The organism is Methylocella tundrae (assembly GCF_901905185.1).
GTDB lineage: Bacteria > Pseudomonadota > Alphaproteobacteria > Rhizobiales > Beijerinckiaceae > Methylocapsa > Methylocapsa tundrae.
In genome coordinates, this window is record NZ_CABFMQ020000084.1 from 1 (window position 1) to 23950 (window position 23950).

At 62.3% G+C, this 23950-nt stretch carries 23 protein-coding genes and 3 pseudogenes; 17 read left to right on the forward strand and 9 right to left on the reverse strand.

Annotated features, from left to right (window positions below; translation table 11 throughout):
- Nucleotides 1-440: 440 nt before the first annotated feature.
- The gene (locus MPC4_RS21240; protein ID WP_244628973.1) at nucleotides 441-689 is read right to left on the reverse strand and encodes a hypothetical protein; all 249 of its coding nucleotides are present in this window, start codon (nucleotides 687-689) and stop codon (nucleotides 441-443) included.
- Here MPC4_RS21240 and MPC4_RS21245 point away from each other — a divergent pair.
- Nucleotides 606-893, forward strand: coding sequence for a ribose-phosphate diphosphokinase (locus MPC4_RS21245; RefSeq protein ID WP_244628978.1), 288 nt, complete (start codon nucleotides 606-608; stop codon nucleotides 891-893). The genes MPC4_RS21240 and MPC4_RS21245 overlap by 84 nt on opposite strands.
- A gap of 155 nt (nucleotides 894-1048) precedes the next feature.
- Here MPC4_RS21245 and MPC4_RS11665 read toward each other — a convergent pair whose 3' ends face one another.
- Together MPC4_RS11665 and MPC4_RS11670 are read right to left on the reverse strand one after the other, a co-directional pair.
- Nucleotides 1049-2209 (reverse strand): CapA family protein, encoded by a 1161-nt coding sequence (locus MPC4_RS11665; protein ID WP_174512662.1) that lies wholly within the window; start codon nucleotides 2207-2209, stop codon nucleotides 1049-1051.
- 44 nt (nucleotides 2210-2253) lie between these two features.
- Complete coding sequence (locus MPC4_RS11670) at nucleotides 2254-3285, reverse strand: hypothetical protein (protein ID WP_244628974.1); 1032 nt, start codon at nucleotides 3283-3285, stop codon at nucleotides 2254-2256.
- A gap of 151 nt (nucleotides 3286-3436) precedes the next feature.
- Between MPC4_RS11670 and MPC4_RS11675 the strand changes: the two genes are divergently transcribed.
- The 5 genes and pseudogenes from MPC4_RS11675 to MPC4_RS21770 all read left to right on the forward strand — a co-directional run.
- Nucleotides 3437-3949 (forward strand): PAS domain-containing protein, encoded by a 513-nt coding sequence (locus tag MPC4_RS11675; protein WP_174512663.1) that lies wholly within the window; start codon nucleotides 3437-3439, stop codon nucleotides 3947-3949.
- Between the two features lie 250 nt (nucleotides 3950-4199).
- Entirely contained in the window at nucleotides 4200-4676 is a 477-nt protein-coding gene (locus MPC4_RS11680) for an NUDIX hydrolase (protein ID WP_174512664.1), read from the forward strand.
- A 122-nt stretch (nucleotides 4677-4798) separates the two neighbouring features.
- Entirely contained in the window at nucleotides 4799-5047 is a 249-nt protein-coding gene (locus MPC4_RS11685) for a hypothetical protein (protein WP_174512665.1), read from the forward strand.
- A gap of 65 nt (nucleotides 5048-5112) precedes the next feature.
- Nucleotides 5113-5490 carry an ATP-binding cassette domain-containing protein gene (locus tag MPC4_RS11690; protein ID WP_210253634.1) on the forward strand — a complete coding sequence of 126 codons (378 nt, stop codon included), beginning with the start codon at nucleotides 5113-5115 and terminating at the stop codon, nucleotides 5488-5490.
- Nucleotides 5490-5747: pseudogene (locus MPC4_RS21770) on the forward strand (ATP-binding cassette domain-containing protein); the annotation flags it as partial. The gene MPC4_RS11690 and the pseudogene MPC4_RS21770, both read left to right, overlap by 1 nt.
- Before the next feature lie 246 nt (nucleotides 5748-5993).
- Here the strand turns inward: MPC4_RS21770 and MPC4_RS21775 are convergent.
- Nucleotides 5994-6179: a hypothetical protein gene (locus tag MPC4_RS21775; RefSeq protein ID WP_425312462.1), complete on the reverse strand. Its 186-nt coding sequence runs from the start codon at nucleotides 6177-6179 to the stop codon at nucleotides 5994-5996.
- 70 nt (nucleotides 6180-6249) lie between these two features.
- Nucleotides 6250-6384, reverse strand: a pseudogene (locus tag MPC4_RS21780) (OB-fold nucleic acid binding domain-containing protein); the annotation flags it as partial.
- A gap of 319 nt (nucleotides 6385-6703) precedes the next feature.
- Here MPC4_RS21780 and MPC4_RS11700 point away from each other — a divergent pair.
- The 6 genes and pseudogenes from MPC4_RS11700 to MPC4_RS11725 all read left to right on the forward strand — a co-directional run bounded on the left by MPC4_RS11700 (nucleotide 6704) and on the right by MPC4_RS11725 (nucleotide 11424).
- Nucleotides 6704-6919, forward strand: coding sequence for a ribbon-helix-helix domain-containing protein (locus MPC4_RS11700; protein ID WP_174512666.1), 216 nt, complete (start codon nucleotides 6704-6706; stop codon nucleotides 6917-6919).
- Entirely contained in the window at nucleotides 6913-7278 is a 366-nt protein-coding gene (locus MPC4_RS11705; protein WP_174512667.1) for a type II toxin-antitoxin system VapC family toxin, read from the forward strand. The genes MPC4_RS11700 and MPC4_RS11705 overlap by 7 nt, the downstream gene beginning before the upstream one ends.
- A 147-nt stretch (nucleotides 7279-7425) precedes the next feature.
- Nucleotides 7426-7728 (forward strand): annotated as a pseudogene (locus MPC4_RS11710) (integrase core domain-containing protein); the annotation flags it as partial.
- Nucleotides 7729-7954: 226 nt separating this feature from the next.
- Nucleotides 7955-8236, forward strand: coding sequence for a hypothetical protein (locus MPC4_RS11715; RefSeq protein WP_174512668.1), 282 nt, complete (start codon nucleotides 7955-7957; stop codon nucleotides 8234-8236).
- A 12-nt stretch (nucleotides 8237-8248) separates the two neighbouring features.
- Nucleotides 8249-10639: a heavy metal translocating P-type ATPase gene (locus MPC4_RS11720; protein ID WP_425312459.1), complete on the forward strand. Its 2391-nt coding sequence runs from the start codon at nucleotides 8249-8251 to the stop codon at nucleotides 10637-10639.
- A 272-nt stretch (nucleotides 10640-10911) separates the two neighbouring features.
- Nucleotides 10912-11424 (forward strand): Spy/CpxP family protein refolding chaperone, encoded by a 513-nt coding sequence (locus MPC4_RS11725; protein ID WP_174512669.1) that lies wholly within the window; start codon nucleotides 10912-10914, stop codon nucleotides 11422-11424.
- 114 nt (nucleotides 11425-11538) lie between these two features.
- Here MPC4_RS11725 and MPC4_RS11730 read toward each other — a convergent pair whose 3' ends face one another.
- The 4 genes from MPC4_RS11730 to MPC4_RS11745 all read right to left on the reverse strand — a co-directional run bounded on the left by MPC4_RS11730 (nucleotide 11539) and on the right by MPC4_RS11745 (nucleotide 18111).
- Nucleotides 11539-11904 carry a hypothetical protein gene (locus tag MPC4_RS11730; protein ID WP_174512670.1) on the reverse strand — a complete coding sequence of 122 codons (366 nt, stop codon included), beginning with the start codon at nucleotides 11902-11904 and terminating at the stop codon, nucleotides 11539-11541.
- A gap of 19 nt (nucleotides 11905-11923) precedes the next feature.
- The gene (locus MPC4_RS11735) at nucleotides 11924-15061 is read right to left on the reverse strand and encodes an efflux RND transporter permease subunit (RefSeq protein ID WP_174512671.1); all 3138 of its coding nucleotides are present in this window, start codon (nucleotides 15059-15061) and stop codon (nucleotides 11924-11926) included.
- A 5-nt stretch (nucleotides 15062-15066) separates the two neighbouring features.
- Nucleotides 15067-16722 (reverse strand): efflux RND transporter periplasmic adaptor subunit, encoded by a 1656-nt coding sequence (locus MPC4_RS11740; protein ID WP_174512672.1) that lies wholly within the window; start codon nucleotides 16720-16722, stop codon nucleotides 15067-15069.
- A gap of 933 nt (nucleotides 16723-17655) precedes the next feature.
- A complete protein-coding gene (locus tag MPC4_RS11745) occupies nucleotides 17656-18111 on the reverse strand; it encodes a PHB accumulation regulatory domain-containing protein (protein WP_244628975.1) in 456 nt (151 codons plus the stop codon).
- Between the two features lie 413 nt (nucleotides 18112-18524).
- Here MPC4_RS11745 and MPC4_RS11750 point away from each other — a divergent pair, with 413 nt between their 5' ends.
- From MPC4_RS11750 to MPC4_RS11770, 5 genes are read left to right on the forward strand one after another with little or no spacing between them, the layout of a single operon-like run.
- Nucleotides 18525-18854 (forward strand): helix-turn-helix domain-containing protein, encoded by a 330-nt coding sequence (locus tag MPC4_RS11750; RefSeq protein WP_174512673.1) that lies wholly within the window; start codon nucleotides 18525-18527, stop codon nucleotides 18852-18854.
- 4 nt (nucleotides 18855-18858) lie between these two features.
- Nucleotides 18859-20886, forward strand: coding sequence for a hydrogenase 4 subunit B (hyfB, locus tag MPC4_RS11755; RefSeq protein ID WP_425312460.1), 2028 nt, complete (start codon nucleotides 18859-18861; stop codon nucleotides 20884-20886).
- Nucleotides 20877-21833 carry a respiratory chain complex I subunit 1 family protein gene (locus MPC4_RS11760; protein ID WP_174512674.1) on the forward strand — a complete coding sequence of 319 codons (957 nt, stop codon included), beginning with the start codon at nucleotides 20877-20879 and terminating at the stop codon, nucleotides 21831-21833. Before hyfB ends, MPC4_RS11760 begins: the two co-directional genes overlap by 10 nt.
- Before the next feature lie 2 nt (nucleotides 21834-21835).
- On the forward strand, nucleotides 21836-22498 hold the full coding sequence (locus tag MPC4_RS11765; RefSeq protein ID WP_174512675.1) for a hydrogenase-4 component E: 663 nt from the start codon (nucleotides 21836-21838) through the stop codon (nucleotides 22496-22498).
- Nucleotides 22495-23943: a hydrogenase 4 subunit F gene (locus MPC4_RS11770; protein WP_174512676.1), complete on the forward strand. Its 1449-nt coding sequence runs from the start codon at nucleotides 22495-22497 to the stop codon at nucleotides 23941-23943. The genes MPC4_RS11765 and MPC4_RS11770 overlap by 4 nt, the downstream gene beginning before the upstream one ends.
- The last annotated feature ends 7 nt before the right edge of the window (nucleotides 23944-23950 follow it).

A 23950-nucleotide genomic window follows, 5' to 3' on the forward strand; every position in this document is an offset into this window, starting at 1 on the left:
AACGGCTCAATCACCGACCATTCGAAATCCGTCAAATCAAACCGCGCCATCTCAGCCTCCATGATCCGAAGGTTGAATCACGCCACAGCCGATTCGGGAATCCCGATAATGGGTCTATGACCTAGTCGATGCCGCTTGAACGAAGAATCCTGCGGCCTTGCGACGTCCTCGGCACGAAGCCGTGCGAGCCGTTTGCGAAGCATGACTGCGGCGCCTCAAGGGGCCAACGTCGAGACGGATGCAGCCGCGCGGCTTGACGCTGCTCAAGGCGCGCCGATACAACAGATCGAAACTTATGCGAGGCGAGCATTGGTCCCGCCAAACGGAGACGCGGCTGATGGCGAAACCTCGCATCTGGTCGCCCTCGCATGTTCAGCCTATATCTGGCGGCCGGCTGAGCTTGTTCGCGTTGAAGGGAAACGAAGGGCTTGGCCAAGCGATCAGCCGGCTCCTCGGGCGACTTGCTCCGCGAAGCGCTGGAGGCGTCCACGGGCCGGCCGGTCGGCAAAGCATTCGCGGAAAAGCATCGCAGCGCCGGCGTCGTCTCCGGCGACCTTTTCGCTGGTGACGTCGCGGGGGCCGTCTGAATAATCGTCGACGATCTCATCAGCACGGGCGCAACGCTCGTACGCGCGGCTCATGCCGCGCGCGATCGCGGCGCGCGGCGGATCATCGCCTGCGTCGCGCACGGCCTCTTCATGCCGGACGCCGAGAAAACGCTCGCCGATCCGGCCATCGAGCTCATCATCACGACCGATACGGTTCCTCCCTTCCGGCTTCCGTCTGGTCCCGTCCGAGACAAGCTCGCCATCGCATCGGCTGCGCCGCTACTGGCCGGGGCGATCGCCCGGCTCCACGAAGACAAGCCGCTCACGGATCTCCTTGTGTTTTGAGTCGCGGCTCTCGTGGAGGACTCGGCGGTATGGTCCGTCATGCGGCTGCGGCTAAACTTGAGCTCGGTCGCACGCGTCTGATCGGGCTCCTCGGTGAAGCGTTAATCATGAGATCGGCGCTGGGCACAAGAACGCGCCGTATGCATGTCAGCACGTCAACCGACCGCATCACGCCAGCGCAGCGTCAGTCTCCCGTCTGGCGTCAGGCGGACCCGCGCGCCGAACGGAGAGCTTTCGCGATCGAGCGTCCGGCGCATCCACTCGACATCAGCTCTCGATGCTGGAACAAGCTGAAAACGCCGGATTTGAAGCACCGAGAGTTCGAGACTCGCAAGATGTCCGGTCAAGGCATCGAAACCGGCGAAATACATCACGGCGAGATCGCCGCGAAATTCCTCGTAGCCGCGAATGCCCTCATAATCGTTCAGGAAGTCGCCGCATCCGTAGAGGATCAGTCGATCCTTGTATATTTCGATGGCTTTCGCGTGGTGCGAGGAATGGCCGTGGACAAGAGAAACATTGGCCTGATCGATGAGGCCGCGCGCAAATCGTCGTTGCTCTTCTGGAACCTCATATCCCCAATTTGCTCCCCAGTGAATGGACGCGATGACCAGATCGCCTGGCCGCCGTACGCTCTCCACCTGTTCCGCGATCCGCGCGACGCTTTCATTGGCACAGTCGGAGAGAAGGTTCACGCCAGCGGCCACCGGAGTCGCTCCCCAATTCCGTGGGACGCCGCTCGTCGGGGACGCGAAAGAAAATACCAGCAAGCGTCCTCTGCCGGCGATCTCGAGGATCGCCGGCGCGCGCGCTTGCGCCAGATCCCGGCCAGCTCCGGCTGTCCTGATCCCCAAACGTTCGAGCGTAGCCAATGTTTCGAGCAGCCCGGCGCGCCCCCAGTCGAGGACATGGTTGTTGCCGAGGACGCAGCAGTCGACGCCTGCGGCCGTCAGGCACTCGGCGTTTTCGGGACTCATCCGATAGTTGATGCCCTTGTCCGCAAAGGAGTCGCTGCGCGTAATGCTGGTTTCGAGATTGATGATGCGCGCGTCGGGCGCCTTCCGGTTCAGCTCGTCCAAAGCGGCGCCCCAGATATAGGACGGCGCAACCGGCGCTGGAATCGATCCGTTCGCCTGCTCGGCGAGACGAACATATCCATTTGCCGAATGCACATAATCTTCATGCAGACGAGGGTCGCACGGATGCAGCAAGATCTGATCGATGCCGCGCCCCGTCATCACGTCGCCACAGAGAAAGACGCGAATGATGTGGCGCGGCGCCGGGGAGTCGAATGTGGACCGAGCCGAGGGGCTCATGCTCAATACCTTGCTTTCGATCGCCTTTGACGAAGGCGATCGGATCATTGCGCCGCTGGAACGTCGGGGCTAAGGCTAGCCGACGCGGCAATGTCCAAATATTGTTTGGCCAGGGGCAACCATTTCTTCGGCTTGCGCTGGTCATGCTCCAGAATGTGGACGAGCGATAATCGGGCGCGCAAACAGGCGCGGTAGGTCCGATAGAATGAAACGAGCTCCGGCGACGGCGTGTCGTCGCCTGAACTCTTAACGTAGACACTCACGAGGACTGGCTCTACCCAGTCCGCCCCCAGCCGGCTGCATTCGAGGCCGAGATAGGTGAGCTCATCCACCGGATCGACAAGGCGGAGCCGCCGATTGAACTCCAGGCAGTCAATAATGACCGGCGGTTGGCTGAGGTAGACATGCTCCGGCCTCAGGTCGCCGTGTCCCTCGACGATCCGGCCGCTTTCGGCGCGCGTCTCCAGGAGGCCGCTGCGCAAAGTATCCTCGACAAGACCCAAAAGCCGTTCGATGCGCCTACCATCGAGGTCGAATTCCGGAGCAGTCAGCACGGCTTCGTTCCGGGCGTGCTCTTCAATGAATTGCGCCACATAGGCCGCCGGGGCGAGATCCGCGGGCTGAGCGTGCTTGTAGAAGCCGACGAGCCGCTCAGCGACGGACGCTATTTCCGCGCCGCTGAGAGTGTGGGCGATAATGGCGCTGTCGAGCATGCGATCCCGTGGGAGGCGTCGCATGACGACCAGCCAGTCAACCGGACGCCCTTCCCCGTCTATCGAGAGGCGTCCATTATCGTTTCGAGTCAACGGCGCCACGCCGAGATAGATATCCTGCGCCAGACGACGATTGAGTCGAAGCTCCTCGCGACAGTTCTTCTCACGTGCTTCGATAGACCCGAAGTCGAGGAAGGAATGGCGGACCGGCTTCTTCAACTTATAAACGCGATCTCCCGCCAGAAAGACCCAAGACATATGGGTTTCCTCAACCTCAACCTTCGCCGGCTGAGGGCGATAGGCCGCTGGGCTCTTGAGGAAACAGACCTTCTCCTCGAGGGAGGTCTCGGGAATATCCGTCACGTTGCGCTCGATCATCTGACTGACTATTTACTCATCATAAATTCGATGCGTAAAGTGTTGACGCAGATCAAGGAGAGGAGTCTTCGGCGCCCTCATGTTGATCCGTGGCTCGTTGGATGGCTGCCGGAGACCGAGCGCTTGGGGGAATGACTTGACCACGCTCGCCGTGTCGCCGCCCCATCTCGCGCGCCTTTTCAATCGCCTTGACGCCGCCGATGCGAGCGACCCCCTTTTGAGACTAGAGCTTGAATTCTGGCGCGACAAGCGTGGAAGCCGGCTCATGCCGACCGCCGCCGATCTTACTCAGGGACCGGACGAAATTGCGGCCGGTATTTTCGTGTTCCAGCGATCTGACGGGACGAATGAATGGGAAGCGAGTCGGACCGGGCCTGAAGCAGGTCGTCTCCTGGGATTGGCGTCCCAAGAAAAAAGGCTTTCGAAAATGCTCGCGCCGCGCATCACCGCGCGTCTGCGGCGGCTTTTTGAGACGGTCGCTGAAACGGCCGAGCCTTTGGCCGCGGCGTTCGAGCTTCGCGTCAAGCCGGGCCGTCGCCAGTGGATCGAGGTTCTTGCAGCTCCGCTATCGTCGGACGGGCGCGACGTTGACGGCATATACGGCGGCATTGTATCCCGCGCGGAGGCGGCGAGCCCGATCGCGAGCTGACGCCGCCTCCGGCACTTCTGGCCCGGCGCTACCCGCTGTGACGTATGTCGATGCCGGCGATCATGAAGGGCTATATCGACACCTTCGCGCGCGGCTTCGCTTCTGAATCGACAAATCAAACTGCGATCAGAAGGTTAGGACCATTCGGCCATCGACCTCAAGACAGCGCGATAATTCGAAACCCATTTGGCGGAGCGCAATACGAAGGCGTTGGAATTGACTTTGCGGTAGAGTTTTTGGATCCGAAGAGATGAGCCTCAGGAGCGCTGGCGTCTTGATGTATAAGCGCATGGATGGGCAGCTTTTTGTACTTCTCGTGCATCCCGGCGGTCCGTTCTGGCGCAATACGGACCTTGGCGCATGGTCGATTCCCAAGGGCGAAGTGGCTGAGAACGAGGATGCCGAAACCGCCGCTCGCCGCGAATTCGCGGAAGAACTAGGCGCCATGCCGGCGGGCGCGCTAAGGCCGCTGGGCAGTGTTCAGCAGAATGCGCGGAAAAAGACCGAAGCCTTCACCATGGAGGCCGATTTCGATGCGACCTGCATCAGCAGCAACTTGTTTGAGATCGAGTGGCCGCCTCGCAGCGGGCGCATGCAGTCCTTTCCGGAAATCGATCGCGCCGCCTGGTTCGCGTTGCCGATTGCCCGCCAGAAGATCCTCCCCGGCCAGCAGATCCTGCTCGATCGTCTCGAAGCGCTTTTTGGGCCCGATGGGGGCGTCAATTGATCCGTCTGGCGCTGCCCATGGCGACCAACTTATGAGCCAGATTCTACTTATTCCGCCATGCCGTATGGAGACGGCCTACGCAGCCGGCGGAGCGTGAGCGACCGAGAGCGTCAAGTTCGTTGATGAAGATGATGCTCGGTGAACGCCGCTTTGCGCGCCTGTTCCAACGTCCCGGAAAACTGTTCGGCCTTTTCGATCAGAAAATGCTTCAACTCGATGACTTTGGACAAATTCTGTCTCGATTTGAACATCGTTTTCATTTGATCGGATTGCGGCCTAAGGCGAACTGTTCCCCTCTGAATGGGCGCGCGGGACAGCTATTGAGCTGCATCAAAGCTCGTCCGAGCCAGGAGATTAACGCTATCAATTAGCTGATCTGCCATTATTGCTCAGCGCGACCCTGAAAGCATTCTGGCGATCGATCGAGGGAACGGGAATGGCAGGCATCGAGACGATGATCATCGAAACGAAGGCGCTGACCAAGCGCTTCGGAGATTTCACCGCCGTTGATCAGGTGAATTTGAACGTCGGGGCGGGTGAAATCTTTGGCCTGATCGGGCCGAATGGAGCTGGCAAATCGACCCTCATCAAGATGTTGACGACGCTGCTGCCTCCCAGTTCCGGCTCCGCGACGATCGCAGGATTTGATCTCGCGAAACAGCCGCAAGAGATCCGCGCCCACATAGGTTATGTTCCTCAACTTCTGTCCGCGGACGGCGCATTGAGCGGCTATGAAAATCTGTTGCTCTCGGCGCGTCTTTACCTGGTCCCGCGAAGCGAGCGGCCGGCCGCATCGCCGCCGCCTCGAAGATGATGGGACTGGAGGACGCCGCTGCGAAGCTGGTGCAGGGTTACTCCGGCGGCATGATCCGCCGGCTGGAAATCGCCCAGAGCATGATTCATGAACCCGCTATCCTTTTCATGGACGAGCCGACGGTGGGGCTTGATCCCGTCGCCCGGCAAACGGTTTGGGACCACGTTCGCGAACTGAGGGATCGCCTGGCGCCGCCTTTCGTGCTTGATTACCTCGCGGCGCATGAGGTCGCGCACCTCCAGCACATGAATCATTCGCTCGCGTTTGGAAGACCGTGGGAAGCTTGTCCAAAGACGTGGCTGCCGCCGATCCTGGCTGAGGACGCATGGGATGGGCTTGCATCTGATCGGTCCCAGGACGAACGAGGCGGCCGGCGTGGCTACTTCCCCGAAAGCCGCGACTTCGCTGTAAGAGCAGAGAGCGGCGCGTATGCTTGCGAACGACGTCCGGCGGTTTCGGCCAGGAACCGGTCGACGGCTGGGCGACGCGCCGCGGCCTGCGCCCTAGTGAAAATCCCGCGCCTTCACCCTTATCGTGTCGAGGCGGCGATCCTCGACGTAAATGCCGCGGCTCTTTGCTCCGGGTTGCGGTCGCTCGCGCGGATCGACGCCGGAGGCGCCGCGATGGAATTCGTCGCCGCGCCCATGCGGTGGGCGGAAAGACAGAATCGCGGTCGCCGATGCTCGCAAGCGACGCCGACAAATCGGTCAAAGAGTTGGCGACGAGATGCACGACCTCCCCTTCCCGTTGAACACGGCCGGCGACGGCCAGCATTCCAGCGGATTGGATGATGCGGCGTTGCTGTTCGAAGAGCTTTGGCCAAATGACGAGATTTGCGATGCCGGTCTCGTCTTCGATGGTGATGAACATGACGCCTTTGGCGGAGCCGGGCATCTGCCGGACGAGGACAAGCCCGGCGGTTTGAACCCGGCGCCCTTCGGCTGACGAACCCTCTCGAATCTGGCTCGCCCGGACGCGCTCGTCGAGCCGGGCCAGGGCATCCTCGGCGGCGGCGAGTGGCGCTTTCAGCGCCGGCCACGGGATCGACTCGCGAAACAAAGCGTCTGTCAAATCGGGCGCTCCGCTCGTCGACGACCCGTCCTCTCCGGCGAGCGGTGGCGAGCTATCGCGATGATCCCGGTGAACGAAAAACAGTTTGGGTTCTCCACCTGATGATATATGATGCTGTTATCACATATTATGGAGGAGGACAATGCGAACACTGGTCGATCTCGGCGACGCGCAGCTCCAAGAGCTGGACAATCTCTCGAAGCACGAAAAAACCTCCCGCGCGGCGCTGATCCGGCAGGCGATCGACGATTATCTGGCCGCGCGGCGGCGCCGGCGGGACCGCGACGCCTTCGGCCTCTGGGGCGATCGCGCCGAGGACGGGCTCGCCTACCAGGAAAAGGCGCGCGACGAATGGTGAAGGCGCTCTTCGACACCAATATCCTCATCGACTATCTCAACGCGGTTCCCGAAGCCCGCGTTGAGCTCTCGCTCTATGCGGAGAAAGCGATCAGCATCATCACCTGGATGGAGGTGATGGTCGGGGCCGCAGCGGATCTTGCGGCGCCGACGCGCGATTTTCTCGGCGGTTTTGAGCTTGTCGGCCTCGACGCGCGCATCGCCGCGCGGGCGGTCGACCTGCGCCGGCGCCACAAGATCAAACTGCCGGACGCGGTGATCTGGGCGTCGGCGCAGGACCGCGCCATGCTTTTGGTGACGCGCAACGTCAAGGATTTCCCGGCCGGCGACCCCGGCCTGCGTGCGCCCTACGCTCTTTGAATCATAAGGTATTGAAGAAAATAGATATTGCTTCTGTCACTCGGACGCCTGTACGACCTCAGGCCTTTCGACCAGCTCGATCTGAACGCCTTTTCCAATGCGCCATCGCAATCTCCCACGCGGGCGTTGCGACGACCGATTGAATCCGCCCAATATGTCTCGATCAAATGCACGGAACGCCTGAAAGAAGCCGGCGTCGAGCCGTCCGTCGGCAGCGTCCGCGACAGCCACGACAACGCCCTCGCCGAGACGATCAATGGCCTCTACAAAGCCGAGGTCATTTGGCGGCGCGGACCGTGGCGCAACTTCGAGGCGGTCGAGTTCGCAACGCTCGAATGGGTCGACTGGTTCAACAACAAGAGACTGCTCGAGCCGATCGGAAACATTCCACCGGCCGAAGCCGAAGCGCGCTATTATGCGCAAATCGACGAGCCCGCCATAGCGGCGTGACTCAAACGAAATGGCCTCCGGCAAACCCGGGGCAGTTCAATACTACCTTCAGGCCATCAATCTTCTGTTCCGCGAAACCAGCTTGCCCGCGGGGGCTTCATCGCGCTCGGACGTCGCGTCGCGCTGCGGGACATCCGTTACCCGCTCTACCTGCTGGCCGGCGAGGCAGACGACATAACGACCAAGGAGCAGGTTTTCGCGGCGGCGGAGAGATGAGGAAAATGTAATGGCGAACGAACCTTTTCATGAATCGATCAGATTGTCTTTGGCTGCCGTCGGCGTCGGGCTTACAACCACGCTTGTCGTGATCTATGTCGCATGCGCGCTCGTGGCGTTGCTGCTGCCGGGCTTGCAAGTCTCTCACGCCTGGCTCGGACTCTTTACCGCAGCCCCACTGCTGTCGGCGGCCGGACTGGTCGAGGGCATCCTGAGCAACGTCGCTTTCGCTTGGCTCGCGGCAGCAGTGTTTGTTCCCGTCTTCAACGCCGTATCATGGCGCTGCGCCTAGAAGAGCCCAATTATGGAAAATGATCAGACGACGCCCGGTCGCAATCGCCCGCACGACGGACACAACCATCAGCATGGCGGAGGCCCGACCGGCATGGCTGGCTCCCAAAAGGTCACGGACCCCGTGTGTGGAATGACGGTCGATCCTCAAACGGCGAAGTTCCGCGCCGAGGATGCTGGCAAGACTTACTTCTTTTGTTCCGCGGAGTGCCGCGAGAAATTTCTCGCCGAGCCTTCGCAATTCCTCAAGGGCGGAGCCGCCGCGCCGGCCGCCGATCAGCCGCCGGCCGGAACGATATACACCTGCCCGATGCATCCGCAGATCCGCCAAATTGGGCCGGGCAATTGCCCGATTTGCGGGATGACCCTCGAACCCGTCGTCACAACGGGCGAGACCGGCCCCAGCGCCGAACTCACCGACATGACGCGCCGGTTCTGGATCGGCCTTGCTCTCGCCATCCCGGTGTTTATCCTTGAGATGGTCGGCCACCTAACGAATCTCCACATGGTGCTCGGCGCGCAGGCGGCGAGCTGGATCCAGCTGATGCTGGCGACGCCCGTAGTGCTGTGGGCCGGCGCGCCGTTCTTTGCCCGCGCATGGCGATCGCTCGTCACGCGCCATCTCAACATGTTCACGCTGATCGCGATGGGGACGGGCGTCGCCTGGGCCTATAGCGTCGTCGCCACCGTCGCGCCGGGCATTTTTCCCGCCACCTTCCGCTCCGCGGACGGCTCCGTCGCAATCTATTTCGAGGCGGCGGCGGTCATCACAGTGCTGGTGCTGCTCGGCCAGGTGCTGGAGCTTCGCGCCCGCGAACAGACCGGCGGCGCGATCCGCGCGCTGCTGGATCTCGCGCCGAAAATCGCGCGGCGCATCCGCCCCGACGGGACCGACGAGGACGTCGCGGTTGAAGCAGTGGCGGTCGGCGACAGGCTGCGCGTCCGGCCCGGGGAAAAAGTCCCCGTCGACGGCGAATTGATAGAGGGTCGCAGTTCGATCGACGAATCCATGATCACCGGCGAGTCGATGCCTGTGATCAAGAGCGCGGGCGCAAAGCTCATAGGCGGCACGCTCAACCAAAGCGGCGGTTTCGTCATGCGGGCCGGAAAAATCGGAAGCGACACCATGCTGGCGCAGATCGTCCGCATGGTGGCCGAGGCGCAGCGCAGCCGCGCGCCCATCCAGCGCCTAGCCGACGAAGTTTCGGGCTGGTTCGTCCCCATCGTCATCCTTGTCGCCGCGCTCGCCTTCGGCGCCTGGGCGATCTGGGGTCCTGAACCGCGCTTCGCCCACGGTCTGATCGCGGCCGTCGCTGTGCTGATCATTGCCTGTCCCTGCGCGCTTGGCCTCGCGACGCCGATGTCGATCATGGTGGGGGTCGGGCGCGGCGCCGGACTTGGCGTGCTGATCAAGAACGCCGAGGCTCTTGAGCGCTTTGAGAAGATCGACACGCTGGTCGTCGACAAGACCGGCACCCTGACCGAAGGCAAGCCGAAGGTGACGGCCCTGAAAGCGGTCGGCGGTCTCGATGAGGCTGAGCTGCTGCGCCTTGCGGCGACGCTGGAGCGCGCCAGTGAGCATCCTCTAGCGACCGCCATCGTCAACGCCGCAAAGGAGCGCAATCTGCTGCTCGGCGTCGCGACTGATTTCGACAGCCCGGTCGGCAAGGGCGTCAGCGGCGTCGTCGACGGAAAGAAGCTCGTCATCGGCAGCCATCGCATCATGGTGGAAGCCGGCGTCGATTTCTCTGCTCTCACCAGCGAGGCGGAAGCTCTTCGCGCCGAAGGCGCGACCGTGATTTTCGTGGCGATCGACGGAGGGGTTAGCGGCCTTCTCGCGATCGCCGATCCAGTCAAGGAGACGACGCCCGCCGCGCTCAAGGAACTGCGGGACGCGGGCGTCCGGGTCGTCATGCTGACCGGCGACAACAAGACCACCGCCGACGCCGTAGCGCGCAGGCTCGGCATCAGCGAAGTCGAGGCGGAAATCCTGCCGGAGGACAAAGGCAAGGTCGTCGCCAAATTGCGCAAGGAGGGTCGCATCGTCGCGATGGCGGGCGATGGCGTCAATGACGCGCCAGCGCTCGCCGCCGCCGATGTCGGCATCGCCATGGGCACCGGCACGGACGTCGCGATCGAGAGCGCCGGGGTCACCCTGCTGAAAGGCGATCTTCAGGGCATCGTGCGAGCCCGCAAGCTCAGTCACGCGACCATGAGCAACATTCGCCAGAACCTGTTCTTCGCCTTCATCTACAACGCGGCTGGCGTGCCGATCGCGGCCGGGGCGCTCTACCCCGCCTTCGGCCTGTTGCTTTCCCCGATTATCGCGGCGGCGGCCATGGCGCTCTCCTCCCTCAGCGTCATCGCCAACGCGCTACGGCTTCGCCACACGCCGTTAAACTGAGGAGGCCGTCATGATGGGATTTGATGGAATGACAGGCGACATGTGGGGGATGTCGCTGTTCGGCCTCCTGATTTTCGTTCTGGTCGTGCTCGGCGTCGCTGCGCTCATCAAATATCTCGGGCGCTAGGGCGCCAATCCGACGCTTAGCGCCCGAGCCCAAGGGCGTAGGTAATGTCAACGTCCGTAAATTGCTTTCGGTCAATGCCAAGTTTGATAGAGAGAATAATGTTCTGAGTTATGTTGTCGATTTAGAAAAAAGAAAGAGCGCTGCAATGAACAAATTCTTCGCAACGACGGCTCTCGCCTTCACCTTGAGCGGAGCCTTTCTCTCGCCGTCCATCGCCGAAGACGACGATCAGGCAGCGCCCACGATGGGGATGATGGGCGGCGGCTGCCCGACGATGGGCATGATGGGGCGCGGAATGATGGGCCAGGGCATGATGCGCGGCGCCCAGGCAAGGATGGGCGCCATGGTTTCGGGGCGGCTCGCCTATCTGAAGGATGAGCTTAAGATAACCGACGCCCAAACCGAAGCCTGGAACGGATATGCCGAGACCGTCAAGGGCCGGGTGAAGGTCATGCAGGACATGCGCGAAAGCATGATGGGAGCCATGCAAAAGGGCGGCGTCGTTGAGCGGATGGACGCCCGCATCGGCGGCATGGAGGCCATGCTCGAATCCCTGAAGGCTGTCAAACCGGCGACGGTCAAACTGTACGCAGTTTTGACTGACGAGCAGAAGAAAATCGCTGATCAGCTGATTGGCGTCGATTGCGGCGCAATGTGATAGAGCCGCCGGCCGTGCAAACGAGGGTATCGGATTTCACCAGATCTCGTCGTGGAACTCTGAACCGGCGAGGAAAGGCAAATTGCCTTTCCCTTCCGAATGCATACATGAATTTTAGTCGAACTGTGCCTGGACTGTGGCGCCGGACGGGGACGTGATCTGCACGGCCCCCTTTGGCTCGCCCTTGACCTCGGCAGGCGCTGTCCCAGTGAGCTTGTCGCTTCCAACCGGAGCCAGCGGAATGCGGGCGGCGTTGCCGCCAACGATGAGAATCGCAAGCCCCTTGTAGCCAGACGCATCGACTGGCTTGGCCAGTTCGTCGGCGAGATAAACGTCGATCGTGGCGTCCTTGACGAGCAATTCGACATGCATCTTTCCCGCATCGACCTGATGGCCACCATGCGGACCCTTTTGGTCGTGCGCAAGCGCAAATCCGGCGGCCGCGAACAGCACCCCGGCCGAAATGAGCATCGCTTTCATGACCTTCTCCTTTGTTGGGTCAATAAGATTGCAAGGGCGTCGCCGCTGTGGAAGGCGATAGGCGCGCCTGGTCCATCGCATGTAAATTCTCTAATGGCTTGCGGCCAAATTGCATGAACAGGATGGGCGTTAGGAAGGCATCGAGCAGCGTCGCGCTGACGAGGCCGCCGAAAATGGTGACGGCGACCGGATGCAGAATTTCCTTGCCCGGCGCATGGCCGTCGATCAAGAGCGGCACGAGCGCAACTCCGGCCGATAGCGCGGTCATGAGCACCGGCGTCATGCGTTCGAGGCTGCCCCGGATCACAAGCTGGCGCCCGAAGGGAACGCCTTCGCGGAGCGACAGATTGATGGTGTGGCTGATCTTCAATATGCCATTGCGCGAGGCGATCCCGGTCAGCGTTATGAAGCCTATCATCGAAGCGACCGACAGAGGTTGTCCAGCGATCCAAAGCGCCGCGACGGTGCCGATCAATGCGAGCGGCACGCTGCCCATGATCATCAGGGCGAACAAGGCTGAGCGATAGCGGCTGAAGAGGATCGCGAATACGAGCGCAAGCGAAATGAGAGAAAGGAGACCGATCATCCGGGTCGCCTCTTCCTGCGCCTGAAACGCCCCTTCGAGGCTCGTGAAGAACCCCCTCGGCAAATGCGCCGCCGCGATTTCGTTACGAATGTCCGCGACGATCCGCGCCATATCGGCCGACCCGTCGGCGTTGGCGAGCACGACGATGCGACGTTTGCCATTCTCGCGCAGGATCTGGTTTGGCCCGTCGGTCTCCGTGACCTCGGCGACATGGCGGATCGGGATCCAGCCCGACGGCGACTCGATGAGGAGGTCCGCCAGGCGGTCAGTCGTGCGAAGGCTATCGTCGAGGCGCAAGATGACGTCAAAGCGCCTGTTGCCGTCCACGATACGCGACATCAGTTTGCCATTGGACAGCCGTTGAAGCTGATCGGTGATCGCAGCGGGCTGCAGTCCATAGAGCGCTGCTCTTTGGTAATCAACCGCAATCTCGATCTGCGGAACGCGGACCTGCTTCTCGACTTGAAGATCGACCAGACCCGGAATTTTTGCGAGCCTACCGCGCAGGTCCTCCGCAACGCGCGTCAGGCCGTCCAGATCCTCGCCGAAGATCTTGAGCGCGATCTGCGCGCGCACGCCTGACAGCATGTGATCGAGCCGGTGTGAAATCGGCTGGCCTATATTGACGGACATAGGGAGGACGCGGAGGCGCGACCTGATGTCGGCGACGACTTCGTCGCGCGATCGTGCGGATTTGCCGAGATCGACCTCAATTTCGGATGAATGTACCCCTTCCGCATGCTCGTCAAGCTCGGCGCGCCCCGTCCGCCGGCCGACGGATTTGACCTCCGGCGTCTCCATGAGAAGTTGTTCGGCGACGAGGCCGATACGGTTCGATTCAGCGAGGGATATGCCCGGCGTGAAGACCGTGTTGATCGTTAAAGTGCCTTCGTTGAAAGGCGGCAGGAAAGCGCGGGGCAGCATGACGGCGGCGCCGCCTGCACCCATTACGCCGATCAAAGCAGCCGCCATGACAAGGCGGGGATGATCAAGGGCGCGCTCGAGCGCCGCCCGGTTCGCCCGCTTGAACATGCGCACGAGCGCGCTTTCGTGCTCGTGCAGGCTGGCGATGGGCGGCAGCAGGTAATACGCCATAACCGGCGTCAACGAGATCGAGACGATGAGGCTCGCCAGGATCGAGATGATATAGGCTTGACCGAGTGGAGCGAAAAGTCGCCCTTCGATGCCGGAAAGCGCGAACAGCGGCATGAACACGAGAACGATGATCATCGTCGCATAAATGATGCCGGACCGAACCTCCTGACTCGCAGAGACAATGACATCGAAGACGGAGCGAGCTTGCGCAGCGTGCCGGTTTTCTCGGAGCCGCCGGAATATATTTTCGACATCGACCACGGCGTCGTCGACGAGTTCGCCTATGGCTATGGCGAGGCCCCCAAGCGTCATCGTATTGATCGATAATCCCATCAAGTGAAATATGATGGCGGCGCTGAGGATCGAGACCGGGATCGCCGTCAGCGAAATCGCGGTTGTGCGCCAGTTGAGGAGGAAAGCGAAAAGAACGATGGCGACGACGCCGATGGCCTCGATCAAAACGCGCTCGACGTTCTGGATCGAGGTTTCGATGAAGTCGGCTTGCCGGAACAGTATGTTGTCGGCCCTGATGCCCGAAGGCAGGCTCGCCGAAATCGCTTTGAGCGCGGCCTCAATGTCGCGCGTGAGCCGAACAGTGTCGACGTCCGGCTGTTTTTCGATCGACACGACGACCGCAGGCTTACCCATGTAGCCGGCATCGCCGCGCTTCGTTTTGGCGCCGAAGCTGACTTCCGCGATCTGGCGCAGATAGATAGGGGCGCCGCTGGCGTTGGCGACGACGGTATTCGCCAGATCCTCCAATTTGAGCGTGCGGCCGATATTGCGCACCAGGAACTCGCGCGAAAATTGATCGGTAAAGCCACCGCCCGTGTTGACGCCGAACTGGGTCAACGCCTTCTCCAACTGGTCCGAAGTAACGCCGAGCGTGCGCATTGCCGCCGGGTTAGGCGACACCCGGTATTGACGAACCTCGCCGCCCATCGGGATCACCTGGGCGACGCCCGGAATGGCGAGGAGACGCGGACGGAGCAGAAAGTCGGCGGTCTCGCGCACGTCCATCGGCGATACTTCGGCCGGCGCTGTCAGGGCCAGCAGCATGATCTGTCCCATGATCGAGTTGATAGGCCCCATCTGTGGCGTGACATTCGCAGGCAATTGATCGCGCACGAGAGTCAGTCGCTCGGCGATCTGCTGGCGATTGCGATAAATGTCGGTCCCCCAGTCGAACTCGACGTAGACGATCGACAGGCCGACGCCTGAGACCGAGCGCACCCGCGAAACGCCGGGCAGCCCGTTCATTTGCGTCTCGATGATGAAAGTGACGAGCTGTTCGACCTCGGGCGGCGCAAGGCCCTCGGCCTCCGTCATGATCGTGACGGTCGGCTTGTTGAGATCAGGAAGGACATCGACCGACAGGCGGCTCAGCGTAAGGCCGCCCCAGAGCACCAGGACCATCGCGATCGCGAGGACGAGCAGGCGATTGCGCAGGGACTGTGTGACGAGGAAGGTGAACATCGGCGTCACCTCACCTGATTGAGAAGTTCAGCCGCCTGGGTCACGACCCTGCGCCCGGCTGAAAGACCGTCGATGACAAGGACATTGTCGCCATCGAGAGGTTGGGTTCTGACGATCCGCGCCTCAAATCGCTCCGCGCCCACATGCTCATAAACGACGTTTTCGCCGTTTGAACGTCGAACGACGCTCGCACGCGGCAAAGCGAGGCCCGCGGTCGCCTCGGACGTCTCCGCAAACACGCTCACGAACTGCCCGAGCCGAAGTCCGGCGGGATCTCTGATCGAAAAATTAACCGGCGCCGCCTGATTGCGATCCGCGAAGCCGGCCCCAATAAAATCGAGTGAAAGGCTGCGACCCTCCGAGGTGCGCGCGGAAGCTTTTAGACTGGCCGGCATGGGGTTGAAGGACAGCGCCTCGACCCATAGGTGGGCCGGATCGACGATCTGAAACAGTACGGCGTTGGGATCGGCGATCTGGCCAGCCACCGCATTGGCTGCGGCGATGACGCCGCCGACGGGCGCGACGAGCGCCTCCGGATCGCGCTTGACCGTGTCGACGGTGGCGCGGCGCGCCTTAAGGCCCTGGAGTTCGAGGCGAGCGTCATCGAGCGTCACCTGCGCGATGGCGGCCGACTTAACAAGCGTCTCATAGCGCGCGACACGCCGTTCGACGATCGAGATCTGTTGGGCGAGATCGCCCGCCTGTTGACGCAAGGTGGGCTGGTCGAGTGCAAGAAATGGCGTGGTCACATAGGCGAGGACGTCGCCCGCCTCGACGCGGGCTCCGAGACTTGGGAATCCGGCAGGCGGCGCCGAGAGACGGCCGGCGGCCGCAGCCTGGACGAGACCGCTTTTGTTTGGATCCGGAATGATGCGACCTGGCAGTTCGACCGTTCTTTTGTGCTCCTCCTCCCGGTTCACCGTCGTCCGCACGGCAAGGACGCGTTGGGTCGGCTTCGGCATGAAAATCGAGCCGTCAGGCAGGATCTGCGAGCGGTCGCCTTTAGCAGCAGGACTGCCTTTCGCTTCGTCCGGGTGATCGTGCCCTTCATGCGCCAGCAGCCGGACCGCCCCGACCGCGATGACGAGAAAAGCGGCGATCGCCGGCGCCCACAAGATTGGACGCTTCCGAAAGGCCAAGGCGGAGAATGCACCGAACAAGAGGCTCGCGACCGCGACGGCCATGGTCGATACGCCTCCGAGCAGAGAGCCCTGATTGGGACCCAGCAGGGGCTCCGTTTTTCTGGAACTTGTGACGGGAACTACGAGGGTGGCCGTGAGCACGTCGACATTCCCCCCATCCGTGACCGTGAAGATCAGATCGTAGCGGCCCGGGGCGCTCGCCCATGCCGCGGGGATGCGATAGGAGCCGTTTGGCGCCTTGACTGCCGTTGCTGGACCAGCAGGCGTCTCGACATCGATGATCGCGTCTCGAACGGGTTCGTTCGTCTCAAACCGGTCGAGCCAGGTTTCGAGTTCGGCTCCCTGCTTGATAGCGACGAGTTCAAAGGCTGAGGATGCCGCTTCGGCGCGGGGAAAATTGTTTGAGGCGACAGGCGCCGCGGTCTCGTGATCGTGACCCTCATGCGCCATGAGGCGCGGCGCTCCGACGAGGAGCGCGCACAGAAGTGCCGCGGCGACCGCGGCGAATTTCATTGACATGGAATTACCTTCGAGCTGAACGGTCAGCGGCCGCCGGACCCTTGGATTCGGCAGCGGCGGAAAGCGATCAGAGGAAGGCGTTTGGCGGTTCGAGCAGGGATGCCGGCGTTATTCCCCTTGCGGAGACGGGGCGCGCGACCAAGTATTTTGCGTTCGCGCCATAAAGAGGCGCAATTGGAGCTTTGCAGACAACGCAGGCCCCAATACAGCAGCCCATGCCCGAGCAGCAACATTCGTCCTGACAGGATCCATGCTCCGGCAGAGCGTCAAGGAGCGTTAGTTCAGCGGAAAGGTCCCTCACAGCCTGGCTAAATACCGCGTAGACCGGGGAGATCTGACCCCGCGCCACTGTTTTCGGAGAGGTTATGTCGATCATTTGTTGATCGCGGTGGGAGACCATTTCCGAATCGCGGTGACCCGGATGGGCCGAAGCTGAGACCGGAACAAGCGCTATCGCGGCCGCAAGTACGGCGACGAACCAAAGCGCAAAGCAAACGGTCGGACGGTTCACATCTCACCTTTCATAGGTTGGCATTTAGCACGGAAAAGCGGGCGTCACTATGGCAAGGCGTGGTCCAGACTGTTAATTTTCACGTCGAATTGACCCGGGTGGATGATGTGTCCCGCGTTGCGGACGGTGGGCCAAGTGGCGGAATTTTCTTTTCGTGTTTTGGGAGCTGCGGCGCTTGCCTTGAGACGGTCTCTCGTCCTGTACTGGCGCGGCGATACCATTGAGTTGCCCAAAGGCTCCGCTTGGACTCAAGCATGGAGGTTACCGGTTTTGGTGATGGCGTGCGTCGGATGGTCAGACCGTTCAATCGCTGATGGGCTGCGTCTATGCCGATTTTTTCTACCTGCGCGTTGAAACGCGAGGATGGTCAGCCCTGTTGGCGGGAGAGCATGCTCTTTCGCATTTGACGCCTCTCCAAATCGTCATTCTTTCGAGGCGATGCCCTCAATGCCGCTTTTCGCCGGTGGCGCTGGCTCGGCTTTGGGCGGCGCCTCGGCCGAGCACGCGAGCGGCGCCACGAAGGGGCTGAACACGGCGAGCGCCTGCATGAACACAGCCATGTTCTTGGGGGCCGTTTCCCTAAGGGAGCCTAAACTCGACACAATCTCCTGCGAGCCAAAACCGCCGCTGGCGACATTGTCGCGGAACTTGCCCTGCTCGCTCGTCAGCCTGTTGATCGAGAATTCGAGATAGCTCGGCACCAGCATCTGTATGCTTTCGCTATAAAAGCGGATGAGCGCCCGCAAAAGGGCGATGGACAGAAGGCTCTGGCCACACTTCCTTTCCTCTTCGAAAATAATCTGGGTTAGGACCGACCGGGTGATGTCCTCGCCGCTCTTGGCGTCGGAGACGACGAAATTTTTGCCTTTCTTGGCCATTCCGGCGAGTCTCGGCGCGTCACATATGCGCTCGCGCTTCTATTGTAGAGGCGCGCCTGTTGGCGAATCTCTTGATCGTGATCATTTGATTTTCTGATTACGCATGAACGTCGGCCACCTTCGGCGGTGAATATGGCATGGGCGGGGGCGCCCATATTCATAAATGAACGCACACCGAGGGCCGGCAGCCGATTTGATCTTGTGCGGGAGCACGGCTCTTCGAGCCCGCTAAGGTCGCCCACCCAGATGCCGCTGGCTCGGGTGCTTCGCCCGCAGTTATGCGAAACATTATGTCAGCCTCCCGGCATCTGTATAATTGATATCACAGATATCGAAAAGCGTTCTTGAAGCGGCAATTTACATTTGATAAGCTTCACAATGGATAGTTAAGATGGGCTCGCGAAGGACAAATCATGCTCACAGCGGCACAGTTGCGAGCCGCCCGCGCGCTTCTTGGGATCGACCAGCGCCGCCTGGCCGAGCTGTCGGACCTGTCAGTCCCGACGATCCAACGAATGGAGGCCAGCGAAGGGATGATCCGGGGCAATGTCGATTCCTTAATGAAATTGGTTGGGGCTCTAGACGCGGCGGGAATCGAGCTGATCGGCGACGGCGCCACTAGCCCAGGCGGGGGACGAGGCGCACGGCTCAAAGCCTCCGCCCGTAAGGACGCCGCGACCGGTACGCAAACCTATTCCCCTGAGCCGCGGCAAATGGCCGTCTCCCGCGCGCGGGAAAGGTAACTCTATGCCGCTCATGGCCGCACTTTCGCCCGTGGTCGGGCTCATTTGCGTCGGCGCCTTTTTCGCCGCCGCCGTCCTCGCCATCCCAATCTGCCGCTGGAAAAGCGCCGCGCCGATCATTTATGGCGCGTGCCTCGCGATCTCGCTGGCCGGGCTCGCCAACGCCCTTATCCGCCTTCTTTCCAGCGCGCCCGCTCTCGACGTCGTCCTGCCTTTGGGGCTGCCCTGGCTCGGCGCGCATTTCCGCATCGACGCACTCTCCGCCTTCTTCCTCGCCGTCATCAACATGGGCGGCGCCGCGGCCTCCCTCTATGGCGTCGGCTATGGCCGGCATGAGCGCGAACCGCAGCGCGTACTGCCGTTTTTCCCGGCCTTTCTCGCCGGCATGAACCTTGTTCTGCTGACCGACGACGCCTTCAGCTTCCTGCTCGCCTGGGAGTTCATGTCGCTGGCGTCCTGGGCGCTCGTGATGGCGCATTCCCGCGATCCCGAGAATGCGCGCGCGGGCTACGTCTATATCCTCATGGCGAGCTTTGGCGCGCTAGCCCTCCTTCTCGCCTTCGGCCTGCTGGCCGGCGCCGACGGCGGATACGCCTTTGCGGCGATCCGCGCCCATACAGGGTCGACGCTGCGAACCGCGCTCGTCCTTGGCCTCGTCCTGCTCGGCGCCGGATCCAAGGCCGGGCTCGCGCCGCTCCATGTCTGGCTGCCGCTCGCTCATCCGGCGGCGCCGAGCCATGTTTCCGCGCTGATGAGCGGCGTCATGACCAAAGTCGCAGTCTACGCCTTCATCCGGATCGTTTTCGATCTGCTCGGGCCGGCGTCCTGGTGGTGGGGCCTGCCGGTCCTCGCCATCGGCGGCGGGACGGCGGCGCTCGGCATCCTCTATGCGCTGATCCAGACCGATCTGAAGCGCGTCCTCGCCTATAGCACGATCGAGAATATCGGCGTCATTTTCGTCGCTCTCGGCCTCGCCATAGCCTTCGAGGCCAACGCCTTTCACGCCGCCGCCGCCCTCGCGCTGACGGCGGCGCTGTTCCATGTCTTCAACCACGCACTGTTCAAGAGCGTGCTGTTTTTCGGCGCCGGCGCCGTGCTGACCGCGACCGGCGAGCGCCAGATGGATCGCCTCGGCGGCCTTATCCACAGGATGCCGGTTACGAGCTTCCTGTTCCTGATTGCCTGCGCCGCCATTTCGGCGCTGCCGCCGCTCAATGGCTTCGCCTCCGAATGGCTGGTGTTTCAGGCCATTCTGCTCAGCCCACAATTGCCGGAATGGGGTTTGAAGCTGCTGGTGCCGGCGGTCGGCGCCCTGCTCGCTCTGTCGGCGGCGCTGGCGGCGGCCTGCTTCATTCGCGTCTTCGGCATCGTCTTCCTCGGCCGGCCGCGCTCGGGGCCGGCGGAGACCGCCATTGAAACCGATCGCTGGTCGCTCGGCGCCATGGCCGCGCTCGCGGCCCTTTGCGTCCTCGCCGGAATCCTGCCGGGGTTTGTGATCGACGGCGTCGCCCCGGTCGTCGACGCGCTGGCCGGCGCGCGAATGCCGGCGCAATCCAGCCTGCAATGGCTCTCGATCGTGCCGGTCGCGGAAAGCCGCAGCTCCTATAACGGCCTTCTCGTCTTCATCTTCATCGCGGCGTCGGCGGCGCTCGCCGCCTACGCCATCCATCGCTTCGCCTCCAAGGCCGTGCGCCGCGCGCCTGCCTGGGACTGCGGCTATCCGGACGCGAGCCCAATGACGCAATATTCGGCGGGCAGTTTCGCGCAGCCGACCCGCCGCGTCTTCGGCTCCGTCGTCTTCCGGGCGAGCGAGCACATCGACATGCCGGCGCCCGGAGACATGCGCCCGGCGCATTTCAGGCTTGAGCTGCATGATCTCGCCTGGGAGCTCATCTACACTCCGATCACGCGCGCCGTCTCCTTCGCGGCGGAGCGCCTGAACCGCCTGCAGTTCCTCACCATCCGGGTCTATCTCAGCCTCGTCTTTTTCGCCCTCGTGCTTCTCCTGCTGGCGCTCGCCGTATGGCCGTAATCATCGACATCGCCATCCAGAACGCGCAGATGCTGCTGGTGCTCGCGCTGGCGCCCCTGCTCATCGGCTTCGTGCGCAAGGCGAAGGCGCGCCTCCTGCGCCGGCGCGGTCCCTCGCTGCTGCAGCCCTACCGCGACCTCCTGCGCCTTTCGCGCAAGGAGGTCGTCCTCGCCGAAAGCGCCTCCTGGCTGTTCCGCACCATCCCTTATCTGATCTTCGCCACGACCTGGGTCGCGGCCTCGCTCGTGCCGACATTCGCCGCGGGCCTCATGTTCAGCTGGTCGGCCGACCTCATCGCGGTGACGGCGCTGCTTGGCAGCGCGCGCTTCTTTCTGGCGCTCGCGGCGATGGACGCGGGCACCAGTTTCGGCGGCATCGGCTCGAGCCGGGAGATGATGATCGCGACCCTCGCCGAGCCTGCCATGATCATGATTGTGTTCACGCTCGCCCTCCTCGCGGGCTCGACACAGCTCTCCATCGTCGCCGGCTTCATGCAGTCCCCGGCGGTTGGCCTGCGCGTTTCGCTCGGTCTCGCGGCGGTCGCGCTGGTGATGGTCGCCATCGCCGAAAACGCGCGCATTCCGATCGACAACCCGGCGACGCATCTTGAGCTGACCATGGTGCATGAAGCCATGCTGCTCGAATATTCCGGACGGCACCTCGCCGTCATCGAGCTCGCGTCGTCGTTGAAGCTTCTCCTCTACATGTCGCTCATTATCTGCATGTTCGTTCCGTGGGGGCAGGCGCCGCCGGGCTCCAGCGCCGCCGCGCAGTTCGTCGGCGTCGGCGCCTATGTCGGCAAGCTTGCGGTCGGCTGCGTCCTGCTCGCCCTGTTCGAGACGGCGATCGCGAAAATGCGCGTCTTCCGCGTTTCTGACTTCCTCGGCGCCGCCTTGATGCTTGGCCTGCTAGGAACGCTTCTGCTCTTCGTCTCGCGGAGTCTTTAAAGATGGGCCATATCGAATTCGACGTCGCTCACCTTTTCGCCGGCGGACTTGTGCTAACGAGCTTCATGTTGCTCTATCAGGATCGCCTTTTCGCGCTTCTCAACGTCTTCACCCTGCAGGCCGTCGTGCTCGCCCTGTCGGTGTCGTGGCAGGCCTTTGTCCAGGACGCGCCGCATCTTTACGTCACCGCGGCGATCGCGCTGATCTTCAAGGCGATCGTCATACCTGTGGCGCTGCATCGGATCATCATACGTCTTGGCATTCACCGCGACGTCGAAAACGTCGTCTCCGCCGGTCCCATCATGCTCGCCGGCATGGCGCTCGTCGCGCTCTCCATGGTCGTCATGCTGCGGGTCACCGCCGACGCTTTCCCGCTGGCGCGCGAGGATCTCGCCTTCTCCCTCTCGGTCATCCTGCTCGGCCTTCTGATGATGGTGACGCGCAATAATGCGGTCAGCCAGATCGTCGGCTTCATGTCGCTTGAAAACGGCCTAATCCTCGCCGCCACGGGAGCCAAAGGAATGCCGCTGGTCGTCGAGATCAGCGTCGCCTTTTCCGTTCTCATCGCCTTCATAGTCATCGGCACACTTTTGTTCCGCATCCGCGAACGCTTCGACACCGTCGACGCCGAAGCGCTCGACCGCTTGCGCGAGGGACGGCGATGATGGGGCTTCCACTCAATGGCGTGACCGTCATCCTCGCCATTCCGGCGGTCAGCGCCGTGTTGCTCGGTCTGCTTCCCGGCTTTCGGCTGGCGGCGCGGATCAACATGTTCGCCACGCTCCTGACTTTCCTCGCGGCGCTGTCGCTTTTCGTCGCAAAGCCCGCGCCGAGCCATTACATTCTGGTCGACGATCTCAACATCGTCTTCATCGTGCTGAATACATTCGTCGGCTTCACCACCAGCGTGTTCAGCGCCAGCTACATCGCCCATGAGATCGAGACGGGCCGGCTCAGCGCGGCGCATCTGCGCTTCTATCACGCCATGTATCAGGCGCTGATGTTTTCGATGAATCTCGCGCTGGTGACGAACAATATCGGCGTGATGTGGGTGGCGATCGAGATGGCGACGCTGACCACGGTGCTCATGGTCGGCATATACCGCACCCCCGAAGCGATCGAGGCCGCCTGGAAATATTTTATCCTCGGCAGCGTCGGCATCGCACTGGCGCTGTTTGGCACCATCCTCGTCTATATGGCCGCCCGTCCGGCCGTCGGCGAGGGCCTCGACGGCATGGTCTGGACCGTGCTAATCGCGCGCGTGCCGGCCTTCGATCCGGCGCTGCTCAACGTCGCCTTCATTTTCCTCATGCTCGGCTATGGCACCAAGGTCGGCCTCGTCCCGCTGCACGCCTGGCTGCCGGACGCCCATGCGGAGGGCCCGACGCCGATCTCGGCCGTACTCTCGGGCCTGTTGCTCAATGTCGCCCTCTACGCGGTGCTGCGCTTCAAGCTGCTGCTCGCAGCCAATCCCGGCGCCATCTCGCCGGGCCCGCTGATGGCGACGCTCGGCCTTCTGTCGCTCGTCTTCGCGGGATTCATGCTGTACCGGCGCAGCGACGTCAAACGCATGTTCGCCTATTCCTCGATCGAGCATATGGGCATCATCGTCTTCGCTTTCGGCATTGGCGGCCCGCTCGCCAATTTCGCCGGCCTCCTCCACATGACGATGCACAGCCTGACCAAGTCGGCGATCTTCTTCGCCGTCGGCCATATCGCGCAGGTCACCGGCACCCAGCGGATCGCCGACATTCGCGGCCTCACGACATCGCATCCCGAACTCGGTTGGAGCCTCGTCATCGGCGTCATCGCCATCGCCGGCATGCCGCCCTTCGGCGTCTTCATGAGCGAATTTCTGATCGTCAGCTCGACTTTCGCGCGCGAGCCGCTGCTCGCCATTCCCCTCGTCGGCGGCCTGCTGCTCGCCTTCGGCGCCCTGCTGCTGCGCCTGCAGGGAATGGCCTTCGGCACGCCCGCCGGCCCCGGCGTCCCGGAGCAGGCGTCCTACCTGCCGATGATCGCGCATTTCGCCCTTGTCCTGATGGCGGGCGTCTATCTGCCGGGGCCTCTCGTCGCCTGGTTCCAGCACGTCGCCGGCATACTCGGATAGGAGACGC